The sequence below is a fragment of the Amniculibacterium aquaticum genome, assembly GCF_003852705.1.
Lineage (GTDB): Bacteria > Bacteroidota > Bacteroidia > Flavobacteriales > Weeksellaceae > Amniculibacterium > Amniculibacterium aquaticum.
Map to the genome: position 1 here is coordinate 20,438 of NZ_REFA01000008.1, position 13,312 is coordinate 33,749.

General features: G+C 36.8%; 13 protein-coding genes. 9 read left to right on the forward strand and 4 right to left on the reverse strand.

Features of this window, described 5'->3' with window-relative positions; translation table 11 throughout:
• Window positions 1–39: 39 nt before the first annotated feature.
• The 9 genes from nuoH to EIY84_RS04915 all read left to right on the forward strand — a co-directional run bounded on the left by nuoH (window position 40) and on the right by EIY84_RS04915 (window position 9,748).
• The gene (gene nuoH / locus EIY84_RS04875) at window positions 40–1,113 is read left to right on the forward strand and encodes an NADH-quinone oxidoreductase subunit NuoH (protein WP_124640786.1); all 1,074 of its coding nucleotides are present in this window, start codon (window positions 40–42) and stop codon (window positions 1,111–1,113) included.
• A 13-nt stretch (window positions 1,114–1,126) separates the two neighbouring features.
• Window positions 1,127–1,669, forward strand: a complete 543-nt coding sequence (locus EIY84_RS04880) for a NuoI/complex I 23 kDa subunit family protein (protein ID WP_124640787.1) — start codon at window positions 1,127–1,129, stop codon at window positions 1,667–1,669.
• Complete coding sequence (locus EIY84_RS04885; RefSeq protein WP_124640788.1) at window positions 1,669–2,163, forward strand: NADH-quinone oxidoreductase subunit J family protein; 495 nt, start codon at window positions 1,669–1,671, stop codon at window positions 2,161–2,163. Before EIY84_RS04880 ends, EIY84_RS04885 begins: the two co-directional genes overlap by 1 nt.
• Window positions 2,164–2,166: 3 nt before the next feature.
• Window positions 2,167–2,493 (forward strand): NADH-quinone oxidoreductase subunit NuoK, encoded by a 327-nt coding sequence (gene nuoK, locus EIY84_RS04890; protein ID WP_124640789.1) that lies wholly within the window; start codon window positions 2,167–2,169, stop codon window positions 2,491–2,493.
• Window positions 2,494–2,498: 5 nt separating this feature from the next.
• Window positions 2,499–4,415 carry an NADH-quinone oxidoreductase subunit L gene (gene nuoL, locus EIY84_RS04895; RefSeq protein WP_124640790.1) on the forward strand — a complete coding sequence of 639 codons (1,917 nt, stop codon included), beginning with the start codon at window positions 2,499–2,501 and terminating at the stop codon, window positions 4,413–4,415.
• Window positions 4,415–5,908, forward strand: a complete 1,494-nt coding sequence (locus EIY84_RS04900) for a complex I subunit 4 family protein (protein ID WP_394336895.1) — start codon at window positions 4,415–4,417, stop codon at window positions 5,906–5,908. The genes nuoL and EIY84_RS04900 overlap by 1 nt, the downstream gene beginning before the upstream one ends.
• 91 nt (window positions 5,909–5,999) lie before the next feature.
• Entirely contained in the window at window positions 6,000–7,379 is a 1,380-nt protein-coding gene (locus EIY84_RS04905; protein WP_124640792.1) for an NADH-quinone oxidoreductase subunit N, read from the forward strand.
• 101 nt (window positions 7,380–7,480) lie between these two features.
• The gene (locus EIY84_RS04910; protein WP_124640793.1) at window positions 7,481–8,788 is read left to right on the forward strand and encodes a DEAD/DEAH box helicase; all 1,308 of its coding nucleotides are present in this window, start codon (window positions 7,481–7,483) and stop codon (window positions 8,786–8,788) included.
• Between the two features lie 18 nt (window positions 8,789–8,806).
• Window positions 8,807–9,748 (forward strand): M20/M25/M40 family metallo-hydrolase, encoded by a 942-nt coding sequence (locus EIY84_RS04915; protein ID WP_124640794.1) that lies wholly within the window; start codon window positions 8,807–8,809, stop codon window positions 9,746–9,748.
• A gap of 54 nt (window positions 9,749–9,802) precedes the next feature.
• On the opposite strand, the gene EIY84_RS04920 is transcribed toward EIY84_RS04915, so the two are convergent.
• The 4 genes from EIY84_RS04920 to EIY84_RS04935 form a co-directional block, all read right to left on the reverse strand.
• The gene (locus tag EIY84_RS04920) at window positions 9,803–10,348 is read right to left on the reverse strand and encodes a hypothetical protein (RefSeq protein WP_124640795.1); all 546 of its coding nucleotides are present in this window, start codon (window positions 10,346–10,348) and stop codon (window positions 9,803–9,805) included.
• A gap of 42 nt (window positions 10,349–10,390) precedes the next feature.
• On the reverse strand, window positions 10,391–12,094 hold the full coding sequence (locus EIY84_RS11885) for a hypothetical protein (protein ID WP_241154734.1): 1,704 nt from the start codon (window positions 12,092–12,094) through the stop codon (window positions 10,391–10,393).
• Window positions 12,095–12,116: 22 nt separating this feature from the next.
• Window positions 12,117–12,332, reverse strand: a complete 216-nt coding sequence (locus EIY84_RS04930; RefSeq protein ID WP_124640796.1) for a hypothetical protein — start codon at window positions 12,330–12,332, stop codon at window positions 12,117–12,119.
• Between the two features lie 96 nt (window positions 12,333–12,428).
• The gene (locus tag EIY84_RS04935; RefSeq protein ID WP_124640797.1) at window positions 12,429–13,073 is read right to left on the reverse strand and encodes a hypothetical protein; all 645 of its coding nucleotides are present in this window, start codon (window positions 13,071–13,073) and stop codon (window positions 12,429–12,431) included.
• Window positions 13,074–13,312 lie beyond the last annotated feature (239 nt).

A 13,312-nucleotide genomic window follows, 5' to 3' on the forward strand; every position in this document is an offset into this window, starting at 1 on the left:
AAAAAGTTGTAGAATATATTTTAAACTCAAATTCATAAAATGGATTTAATTACCTTCAAAATAATTTTAGTATTGTGCTTATTTTTATTGGCACTTACGGTTGCTGCTTACTCCACATGGGGCGAAAGAAAGGTGGCGGCCTTCATCCAAGATCGTTTGGGACCAAACAGAGCAGGTATTTTTGGGTTGTTGCAACCTCTTGCTGATGGGGGCAAGTTTTTCTTCAAGGAGGATTTTACACCCAATTCTGCAGAAAAATTCCTTTTCATCCTTGGACCTTCCATGGTGATGTTTATTTCCCTTATCACCGGTGCGGTTATTCCTTGGGGGGCTCCGATCCAAATTGCTGGACAATCTTTTGATCTGCAGGTTGCTAATGTAGATATTGGTGTTTTATACATCATTGGACTTGCCTCGATAACCGTTTATGGAATGATGATCGGTGGTTGGGCTTCTAATAATAAATATTCACTAATGGGTGCAGTAAGAGCTTCATCCCAAATGATTTCTTACGAACTTGCCATGGGATTGGCACTTTTAGCAATTATTATGATGAGCGGTTCTTTGAATCTAGCTGAAATTGTTAGCCAACAAAGCTCCGGGAAAATCTGGGGTGTTATCCCAACCGTTTCTGGTATGAATTGGAACATCTTCTATCAGCCGGTAGCGTTTTTTATTTTCTTTGTTGCTGCAATGGCAGAATGTAACCGTCACCCATTCGATTTACCTGAATGCGAATCCGAGTTGGTAAACGGATATTTCACCGAATACTCCTCCATGAAATTGGGATTGTATATGTTTGGTGAGTATGTCAACATGTTTATTTCTAATGCTTTGATGGCTGTATTGTTCTTTGGAGGGTACAACTATCCGGGCATTGATTGGGTAACAGAAAATTGGGGAGATAATGCAGCATCTATCCTTTCAGTTGTTGCTTTCCTAAGCAAAACTTTCTTTGGAATTTTTGTTTTCATGTGGATCCGATGGACTTTACCAAGATTCAGATACGATCAATTGATGCATTTGGGATGGAAAAAATTAATTCCTTTTGCTTTGATTAATTTAATGCTTACAGGAGCTGTAATATTGGCTTACCAGCATTATGTAAATTAATAAAACGAGTACAATGAAACTAACGAATAGATCAAAAGTAGTATCCAACAAAACCATGACTTTTTCTGAGAGTTTATACTTACCAGAAATCTTCAAAGGTATGGCAATTACTGCAAAACATATTTTTAAAAAACCTGCAACCATACAATTTCCTGAAGTGAAGAAAACCATGCCAAAAGTATGGCGAGGGCATCATGTTCTAAAATTGGATGATGAGGGCAGAGAAAGATGTACAGCGTGCGGACTGTGTGCTGTAGCGTGTCCGGCAGAAGCCATCACCATGACTGCAGGAGAACGAACGAAAGATGAAAAACACTTGTACAGAGAAGAAAAATACGCATCGACCTATGAAATTAATATGTTGAGATGCATCTTCTGTGGTATGTGTGAGGATGCCTGTCCAAAATCCGCCATCTATATGACCGATCGTTTGGTAAGTGCCGAAGAAAACAGAGGTTCTTTCATCTACGGTAAAGATAAATTAGTTGAGAAAATCAATGCGAGAATTGATATTTCTGAAAGACAAACCGAGAAACAAAAAAATGCTTTGAAATAATGGAACAGATTTTATTTTATTTTGTAGCCGCAATAGCATTGATTAGTGCAAGTTATTTTGTATTTGCTAAAAATCCTTTGTATGCCATCCTTTCGCTTATCATAACATTTTTCTCCATCGCAGGACTTTATGTTTTGTTGAATGCTCAGTTTTTAGGAGTTATTCAAGTTATCGTTTATGCAGGAGCCATCATGGTACTTTTCCTTTATATTTTGATGATGCTAAATCTCAATAAAGAAGATGAAACCAAAAAACACAACATCAATAAATTTGTTGGCATTGTAGCAGCAGGAATTTTATTTATCGGAATTCTTGGAGCATACAAAGGTCTTGCAGGATCTGAAGTAGCCGGAGAGGTTGATTTTGGTGTCGGACTTACCAAAAATTTGGGTAAGTTATTGTTTAACGAATATGTATTGCCTTTTGAGTTCGCATCAGTATTGATCCTTGCAGGGATTGTAGGTGCAGTCTTAATCGGAAAAAGAGAATTATAAAATATGGAAGCAAATACTTTTATACAACAAGTACCTTTGGACTATTTTATCGTCCTGAGTACAGTATTGTTCAGCTTAGGAGTTTTAGGAGTTTTATTAAGAAAAAATGCCATCATCATTTTAGGATGTGTGGAGCTTATGCTGAATTCTGTAAATCTTCTTTTGGCTGCATTTTCTTCCTACAAAGGAGACGGTAACGGACAGATTTTGGTGTTCTTTATTATGGTTGTAGCAGCGGCCGAAGTAGCCGTAGGTTTGGCAATCATCGCGATGATGTACAGAAATACAAAATCGGTTGATGTAAGTATTTTTAATAAATTAAGAGGATAATAGGAATGGAGAATTTAATTTACGCAATTATACTTTTACCATTATTGGGTTTTTTCATTAGTGGTATTTTTGGAAACAAACTTCCTAAAAATGTAACAGGTGGTATCGCTACCTTGGTGGTTTTTGCCTCTTTTTGTTTGGCTGTTTCTGTTTTTATGAACTTTGAAAACACTTCTCAGCCTTTGGTTTTCAATGCTTTTGAATGGTTTTCTGTAAACGGTATGCAAGTGAATTTCGGCTTCCAAGTCGATCAACTTTCTTTGATGATGGTACTGATCATCACCGGGATTGGTTCGCTTATTCACCTGTATTCAATTGGTTATATGCACGAAGATGGAGGTTTCTCCAGATTCTTTGCCTACCTTAATCTTTTCGTATTTTCCATGCTCTTGTTGGTATTGGGAAGCAATTATCTAATCCTATTCATCGGTTGGGAAGGTGTGGCTTTGTGCTCCTATTTACTTATCGGTTACTGGTTCGAAAATGAAGAATACGGTAAGGCTTCCAGAAAGGCTTTCATCATGAACAGAATTGGTGACCTTGGACTTTTAGTCGGAATATTCCTTTTGGCTATCGAAACCAACGCTGTGGATTATTTAACCATTTCCAACAACGCTTCTAAGTTTGCAATTGATAGTCCAATTATAATTTTTATCACGGCATCTTTATTTATCGGTGCGGTGGGTAAATCGGCTCAAGTTCCGTTGTACACTTGGTTACCCGATGCGATGGCTGGACCAACACCGGTTTCGGCTTTGATCCATGCGGCAACCATGGTAACGGCCGGTATTTATTTGGTAGTAAGATCCAATTTCTTATATACTTTAGCACCAACGGTACAAGGTGGAATTTTATTTATAGCTTTGTTAACCGCTGCATTGGCTGCATTTTTTGCCATCAGACAAAACGATATCAAGAAAGTATTGGCTTATTCTACAGTATCTCAGTTAGGTTTTATGTTTGCAGCTTTAGGGGTAGGAGCATATACAACGGCCATGTTCCACTTAATGACACATGCATTCTTCAAGGCTTTACTTTTCTTAGGTTCAGGATCCGTAATTCATGCAATGTCTGGCGAACAAGACATGCGTTTTATGGGAGGACTTAAAGATAAAATTAAAGTAACCCATTGGACTTTCTTAATCGGTACTTTGGCTATTTCTGGATTCCCATTGCTTTCCGGTATGATTTCAAAAGATGAAATCCTGATTGCCACTTATGCAAAAAGCTCGATCTATTGGGGAGTTTTATTTGTTATCGCAGCTTTCACAGCAACCTATATGTTTAGAATGTATTTCTTGACCTTTCATGGAACATTCAGAGGAAGTGAAGAGCAAAAACACCATTTGCACGAAAGTCCATTGAACATGACCCTACCATTGATCGTTTTGGCGATATTGTCCATCGTTGGTGGTTTCTTCAACATCCCTAAACTATTTGGCGAATTTTCTTTTACAGAAAAATTGGCTCATTGGATCAAACCAGTGCTTACGGAGCAATCTTGGAGTCAACAACAAGCCAATGTAGAAGGCATGAGCCACAGCACAGAATATATTTTGTTAGCCATTACCATTTTAATGTTCTTCGGAGTTTGGTTTTATGTTAGAAATCTTTATGTTTCTAAAGGTAAATTGGCTCAACCGGAAGAGAATTATAAAGGTTGGGAAAGGCTTTCTGCCCACAAACTTTTTGTTGATGAAATCTACACTCTATTGTTTGTGAAAACAGCCGAAGGTCTAGGAAGAGCTGCAAAAATGTTTGATAAAGATATTTTGGACAGAGGAGTGGAATTTGTTGGTGATGGTGCCGAAGATTCCGGAAAATCCATGAAGAAATTCCAAAACGGGAATATAGAAAACTATGTACTGATCATGTCTTTGGCAATCGGTGTAATTTTAATTGTTAATTTTATTTTTCAATAATGTCGAATATGTTACTAGCATTATTGCTATTACCTCTTGTAGGTTCGGGTTTGGTTTTTGCTTTTAGAAATTCTAACAGCAAGATCGTGGCACTACTATTTTCCATAGCACAACTGGTGCTCACCATTTGCATGATGGCATCTTTTGACTATGGACCAACGGTTGATTCTGCATTACAGTATGAAATCACCTATCCTTGGTCGGACTTTATCCGAAGCACCATTCATTTCGGAGTAGATGGGATGAGCATGCTTTTGGTTTTCCTTACCAATTTATTAGTGCCGTTCATCATTCTTTCATCTTTTAATGAACAAAAATCGTACAGCAACAATTTCTATGCATTAATCTTGATGATGCAATTCGGGTTGTTAGGTGTTTTTACCGCTTTGGATGGTCTTTTGTTCTATATTTTCTGGGAAGTAACCCTTATCCCAATTTGGTTTATCGCCGGACTTTGGGGACAAGATGATAAGAAATTTGCATTTACAACCAAGTTCTTCGTTTATACTTTCGTAGGATCGTTATTCATGCTATTGGGATTGATTTTTGTCTATACCAATGCGGCATCGTTTGCACTTACGGATCTTTATAATGCACAATTGGATACCACCGAACAAAATTTTGTATTTTGGTTCATCTTTTTTGCATTTGCAGTTAAGTTACCGGTGTTCCCATTCCATACTTGGCAGGCAGATACCTATACTTATTCGCCTACACAAGGATCGATGTTGTTGTCTGGTATAATGTTGAAAATGGCCGTTTATGGACTTTTAAGATATCTTTTACCCATCACTCCTGAAGCTGTAGCTGGTACTTCCGGTGGAATTGCCATCATGTTAGCGGTTTTCGGAATTGTTTATGGTGCACTTATCGCAATCGTTCAGAGCGATGCCAAAAGAATCATAGCCTTCTCATCTCTATCGCATGTCGGATTGATTGTAGCGGGGATATTTGCATCTGCTATTTTAAGCCTAAATGGAAAATTTACTTTTGAAGGTGGACAAGGTGCGATGATACAAACTTTGGCTCACGGTATCAATGTTGTTGGTTTGTTTTATTGTGCGGACATTCTTTACAAAAGATTCAAAACAAGAGATATTAGACAAATGGGAGGTTTGGCAAAAGTTGCTCCAAAATTTGCAATCTTCTTTATGATTATCATGCTAGGGTCTCTAGGCGTTCCATTGACCAACGGTTTTATCGGTGAGTTCATCCTGATCAAATCGGTTTTTGATTACAGTGCACTGTTGGGGATTATCTCTGGACTTACGGTAATTTTGGCAGCAGCCTATTTGTTGAGATTTTACGGTAAAGCCATGTTTGGAAAAGGAAATCCAGAATTGTTGGCTTCTATGAAAGACCTTAGCAATGTAGAATTTATTGTACTGGGAAGTATTTCCATTTTAGTTTTAGCATTTGGGGTATATCCACAATGTGTATTGGATATGGTAGATTCTTCAGTGAAATTCATCTATACAGCTTTGAATTCATAATTGTGAATCCTTTTAGATCGATAAAGAGTATTAAAATAATTTAAGATTTAGGAAGTTTTTACTTTTAATCTTTACAACTCAAAATTATAACATGACAGTTTTTATTATTGTTTTCTTAACAGCTTTGGCCTCTCTATTTGCAGGGACATTCGGAAGTGGAAAATGGTCCAGATACTTTGGTATTTTTGGTTTGTTAATCGCTTTGTATGTAAGTTATTTGCCAGAATGTTCATTCTTCGACCAGTACAAAAACATGTTCGAATTCGGAGCAAATGCTGCCTTATTTACTAAAATTTCTATTGTAACTACAATATTTATCTTCATCATTGCAGGGTTTGCATTCAGCAATCACAGAAGTCACCAATCCGAATTGTATGCCTTGATGTTGTTCTCGCTTTGTGGTGGAGTAATACTTTTCAGCTACCAAAATTTAGTAACGCTATTTTTAGGTGTCGAAATATTGTCCATTCCACTTTATGTATTGGCAGGAGCTAACAAAACCGATCTAAGATCGACAGAGGCATCCATGAAGTATCTTTTGATGGGAGCTTTTGCAACCGGTTTCTTACTTTTCGGTGTGGCCATGGTCTACGGAACAACAGGAAGCTTTGATTTGTATAAAATTCATGAATTCTCGACCTCTGCAGAAGGAAATTTAATGTTCAAATTGGGTGCAATCATGATGTTGGTCGCTTTGGCTTTCAAAGTATCTTTAGCTCCTTTCCACATGTGGAGTCCGGATGTCTATCAAGGTGCCCCATCATTAATCTCCGTATTTATGATGACGGTGGTAAAAATTTCTGCATTCTTTGGGTTCTTTAGACTTATGACCATTGCTTTCGTAGGTATCATTCCGGATTGGATTCAGGTTATTGGGGTCTTGGTCATCATTACTTTGCTATTGGCTAATGCTATGGGACTTGCACAAAGCAATGCCAAAAGAATGTTGGCATACTCTTCCGTTTCTCACGCTGGGTATATTGCATTAATTTTCTTCGGAATTACCAATGCATCCATTTATAATTTAGCTTTTTACCTATTTGCTTATGCCATTGCAACCGTTGGTATGTTTATGTCATTAATTTGGGTAGAAAAACTAAAAAGAGAAACTTCTTTTATGGCTTTCAAAGGATTGTCTAAGAACGAGCCTCTAATCTCAGTGGTTGCAGCGATTTCCTTAATGTCCATGGCTGGTGTGCCTTTAACTGCTGGTTTTATTGGGAAATTCGGTATTTTTTCTCAAGCTATCGTAACCAATCCTATGATTGTTATAATTGCAATTTTAGGATCTGCAATCTCAATTGCGTATTATTTGAGACCAATTATAGCCATGTTCTTCTACAAAGAAAGCAGCTTTAACACGACCGAAAAGGTATCTTTCACTTACAATGCAGTGGCTGTTGTTTTAATTGCTACCATGATTGGTTTAGGTGTTTATCCAGATTTGTTTAAAATGATCTTTTCTTTATAAAGAAGAGTTGAATCATACGATGTCCATTTTCATTTTTGAGAATGGACTTTTTTTGTTTTATAAAACCAAGCTCTTTCTTTCATAATCCCTATTTTTGCAAAATGAATTTAGAAAACATTCTTCAAAATTTGCAGATTCAGGATATGAATCAAATGCAGAAATCGGCATATAAAGCCTCACAAAATCATCAAGACTTGGTGTTGCTTTCCCCTACAGGATCCGGTAAAACACTGGCTTTTTTGTTGCCATTGCTCAGGAATATGAAACCAAATCAAAGTGGCATTCAGGCTCTTGTATTGGTGCCAGCACGAGAATTGGCTTTACAAATTGAACAAGTTTTCAAGAGCATGAAAACCAATTTTAAGGTAAGCGTATGTTACGGCGGACACGATAAAAAAATAGAAACCAATAATCTGCAACAAGCTCCGGCTCTTCTTATTGGGACTCCTGGTAGGGTTGCCTATCATCTAAGAAATTCTAATTTTGATCCCAAATCCATCTCCATGTTGGTTTTGGATGAATTTGATAAATCTTTAGAATTCGGTTTTCAGGAAGATATGGCTTTTATCGTATCCACCATGTCCAACCTTCAGCAAAGGATTTTAACTTCTGCTACAGCTATGGATGCTATACCCACATTTGCAGGTCTTAAAGATGAAAAAATCCTTTCATTTCTAAAAACTCAAGAGGTAAAACCCATCTTGCATTTTAGAAAAGTGGAAACTACTGCCGAAGAAAAACTGGAAACTTTATTCAAATTAATTTGTAAAATAGGTGACAAAAGAACCCTAATTTTCTGCAATCACAGAGATGCTGTCGATCGTATTTCTGAACTTTTAAAACAAAAAGGAATCGAGAGGGAAGTTTTCCATGGCGGTTTAGAGCAAGACGAAAGAGAAAGGGCTTTGCTAAAATTTAGGAATGATTCTTCACGAGTGCTAATCACAACTGATTTGGCAGCTCGTGGATTGGATATTCCGGAAGTAGAGTCCATAGTTCATTATCAATTGCCTCCAAAAGAAGATGCTTTTATCCATAGAAACGGAAGGACTGCCAGGATGAATGCCAAAGGTTTTGTATATCTCATCATGTCCGAAGACGAAGATTTTCCATTTATTAAAAACGATATTGCCGTAGAAAGTTTGGTGGAACGATACAAAATTCCACAGAAAACTCCTTTTCAAACCATCTACATCAGTGCCGGGAAAAAAGATAAAGTAAATAAAGTGGACATCGTAGGCTATCTTATCAAAAAGGGAAAACTGAACAAAGACGAAGTGGGCTTGATAGAGGTTAAAGACAATACTTCTTTCGTAGCAGTCGACAGGAAAAAAATCCAAGATTGTCTTATTCATTTGTCTAAAGAACGCTTGAAAAACAAAAAAGTTAAAATTGAAGTAGCTTATTAAACTCAAATTTTTTTTTAAATGAAAATTGCATCAATCCTGTTTTTCATGGCATTTTCCATGTTTTGTTTTGGTCAAAATGCTGAAGTATCTGAGAAAAATATCAAAAAGAACATCTATTTTTTGTCTTCGGATAAAATGAAAGGCAGACAGACCGGAAGCAAACAAATAGAAAAAACGGCTCGATTTATTGAGAAGCAATTCAAGAAAATGGGGCTACAACCTTTGGGGAATATCGGTTTTAGACAGCATTTTACAGCGAAAGTGAAAAGAGTTGTTGTATCCGATAGTTTGAGGAAAGCCAGTAACATCATTGGTTTCTTGGATAATGGAGCTGAAAAAACCATTGTCATTGGTGCTCATTATGACCACATTGGTTTTGGTGAATTGGGTAATTCTAAAGATGATAAATCAAATATTGGCAAAATCCATAACGGTGCCGATGACAATGCATCTGGAGTTGCCGGATTATTAGAATTAGCCAGAGTATATTCACAAAACGGTATCAAAGAAAAACACAATATTTTGTTTATCGCTTTCTGTGCTGAAGAATTGGGATTGTTGGGATCAAAATATTTCGTGGAAAATCCAACACTTCCTTTACAAAATATCTTATGGATGCTCAATATGGACATGATCGGTCGTTATTCCAAAGAGAATAAACTTGCCGTTATCGGTTACGGTACAAGTGCTGAGTTTAAAAAAGTTTTTGAAAATGTTAAAACCAATCTAAGTTTGAATTTAAGTAAAGACGGTCGTGGCGGTTCCGATCAAACCTCTTTTTATGATAAAAAAATTCCCGTTTTATTTTTTCATACCGGTGGACATCCAGATTACCACAAGCATGGTGATGATGCGGATAAAATCAATTATCGAGATTTAATTTCCATTTTAGATGTAGAAATTTCTGTGATCAACGAAACCATGAAATTTTCCAATATGGATTTTGTATGGACCAATTAAAAAAATACCGTATTCGACTTTGTCAAATACGGTATTTTTTAATATTAAAATTTGTTACGGTTTCCAATAAGTCCATTTGTTACCATTAAATACGGCCAATCGTTTGGCACCAGTTTTATTGACATAAACCATCATACCTGGAGCAGGATCAGGAATGTTGTTGGTGTCTAAAACCATGGGCAATACCATGGCTTTGTTTGGTGATTCTAAAACCAATACACCGTCGGCAGTGCTTGTGTTGGATCCGATAATTACTTTAGCGCCGGTAACTTCAGTGACATTGGGCTGGTTGGTTAGTGCGCTTGTAATATTTGCGGTGTTGGCACTGCTCAGATTTTGCCAAGTTCCGTTGTAATACATCACTTTGGCGCTGGTTGCGGTACTTGCGTCCAAGAGTATAGTGCCTTCGGTTAGACTAGAACCGGTAGGAATGGTTCTTACATAAGGTAAGATAATTCCTTTGTTTTGACCTGCAGCAAATTCTAATAAAACGGAGGTCTTTTGTGCTGCAGGTACAGTTCCTACGGCATCTCCGATAATCACTTGTGAGTATCCTAAATTAAACAAAAGGATGCTTAGGATGGAAAATATAGTTTTCATAATTGTGTTGTATTTAAAATGTTAGTAAATCTGAAAATGTTTTTATGGACATCCTGGGATATTGAAGCATTTCCAAGCTCCATCAGAATAGATTTTTAAACATTTATCGGTAGTGTCATAGACCATCATACCTTCTTGAGGGTTGGTAATATTTGTTAAATTAGCTTTTGCAATTCTAGTCACTACAAATCCTTTGGTATTGGACTCTAATGCAATATGTCCGGATTTTCTCAACATAGGCCAATTGTCGGTGTTTCCAGAGCCTGCTCTTTTCAATAAGGTGATACCTTCTTTTGTTGCAGGTCCATTATTAGGTGTATAAGGAGAGTTATAACAAATACAACTTGCATATCCTGGATCTGTAGGTACATAATAAGTCACATGTACAGTTGAATATGGAGGGTTAGGACAGTCACCTTCAAAGAAAGCATAGTATGTACCAGGACCTACCATGAACGGAGTAACGATTTCTGTACCAGGTGTTTTAGTTGTAGTAGTATACCAATGTAAAGTCTGTCCAAGAGGTACTGTTCCTACAAATGCAGTATTGATATTAACCGTCGTATTAGGACAGATTTTTAAATCTTGAACTGCAGGTACAGTAGCGGCTCCACAAAGGTTTAATGGTGCAGTATTGGCAAAATTATACAATGGTTCATAAGCATTTGTTGTTGTGCCATCAGCCATACTACCGTTGATTCTATGTCCCACATATCCGAATTTAAAGGTACATTTCTTAACTACCATGGTGGTATGCCCACCGGTTTCTACTGCCATTAATACATCAGTGCTGAGGATCCCAGTTGTACCGTCATTTAATAATTCAGGATCATAATTACTACCTTCGTTTTGTTGTGCAAGCATTCTACCTCCATTGTTACCCCATCGGTAGATGGTTCCATCAGATCTTAAAGCATTAATTGCTGGATCATTTCGATCGTGTTCTTGGGGGCTGATCCAAGCAACATTGTCCATGGCTGTACCATTTGTTTTTTCTACGATTACCCAAGATTTTCTTTCGTTGGTGGTAAAATCTCCTAATTGTTTGTTTCCATTTGCTCCCAAACTATAAAGTTTACCATCGGATGCTAGTAAAAAATAACTGTTACTACCTCCAGCTGTAGTGGTCATCCCAATCATTTTAACATACGGAACAGATCCAGGATAAGTTCCAGTTACGGCTCCTGGTTTGTTCATTAAAGTAGCATAGTTTAATTGCAGAGGCGCATTTCCGTCACCTTTGTAGGCACCGGTACCCCAAGTGTAAATGTTACCATCACCGGTTAGGGCAAACATGGCTCCATGAACCCCTCGGATTACTTTGATATCACTAAGATTGGTGGTAGAGTTGGTTTTTATTCTATGCCATTTGTTGGTGATACCAGTAGTACCATCACCATTTTTACTATTGGTACCAGAAAGGATGTAACCGGCTCCGGAATTGGTAACAATAGCAAGGGTTAGATAAGATCCAAACATCATTTTTACATCGGTTGGTGCTACACCATCAGGTAATCCTGTGGTATTGGTAGCGCTTCCCCCTTCTGTTAAAATTGAAACGGAATTGAATGCATTACTGCTTGTTAATGCGCCAGCAATTAGATTGTTTTCTACTCCCCATACATATAATCCTGTTGTGGTTAACACCGCCATTTGGTCGTTATTGATGGAGTTAGAGCCAACTGCTGTTTTTAGGATAGTCCCAGTGTAGGAAAATCCATTAGCTGGGATTACTTTTGTAGTCACTAAAAGGTGTGAGGCTCCAGTGCTAGCTGCATTTTCCCCCCCAAGTGAGAACATCACCATTGGCTTCTCTAACTAAAGAAGAGTGGAAGTTGGATAATAAGTTGTCGTATTCAATCGTGTTGGGATCAACACTGTTAAGGTATGAATTCGAGTTACAAGCCGTTTGAGAATAAAGGTTGTAAGATGTGAACAGTAGGAGTACCCCTACCGCTTTCATTAAATTTTTTAAGCGTATCATTTTTTTTTGTTTTGAAGGTTTATAGTTTACTTGAATGATCAATGCATTCAAATAGTTCTTTCCGGTACAATTTTATTTAAAGATTGTTGAAAGAAATTAGTTTTTAAGATAACTTAAAAAAGGAGGGGGACGATTTCTAGAACTTATCAATAAGTATGAAATTAGTATTAATAAAATAAATGCAATAATTAAATTGATTACGAATGCATTAACACTAAGAGGGTAATTTATTGTTGGATTCCAAAATTTGAAATGATTTTTGAAAGTCGGCAACAATATGTTTTTCTCTTCAATTTTTTGTCGATACAAACTTTGTTGACTTGAAGTATAGAATGTTATGGTCTTATAAAGAGGTTTTACTAGTCCTGTTTTGTTTATAGAAACGGTTGTTTTGGATGGATTTCTATGGGGTTTTGGCTGTGCAACGGAAAGGTTTTTATTAATGATTTTACCGTTGTTAAATTCAGTAGGATTTATTATCGTTGCTCCTTTTTCTACTGCAATGATTTCTAATTGGACAGAAGTATTGTTTTTTTGAACTTGCTCCAATTTAGAAGCGTTGTCGGTAATAACAGTTGCGCCATTTAAAATGAAAATACGAGTGTTTAGACTGTCCTTTTCAAGTTGATGGGAAAAATTGTTGCCAAAAAAAAGTTGAGAAATGATTAGAAATAAAAACACTAAGGAACGCCCTACCAACAAGGTAGAGAACTCCTTAGTGTTTGTGTACTTCTTTTTCATCTTGTGTTGGAATTATCATTTGTGTGGATCTAATTCCTATGCAAATATACTCAAAAAGCAACACCTCAAAAGGGGAAAAAGACTGTATTTGAAATGGCAGATCTTAATAAATTAATCAAAATGGTGTGAATGATTTTAAATTTTTCTTCAAAAAAATATGTTTATCAGAGTAATGTTTTTTACTTTATTACGATTGGGTTAAAATATTTTTTATTATTTTTTATTTGACTTATTTTGAT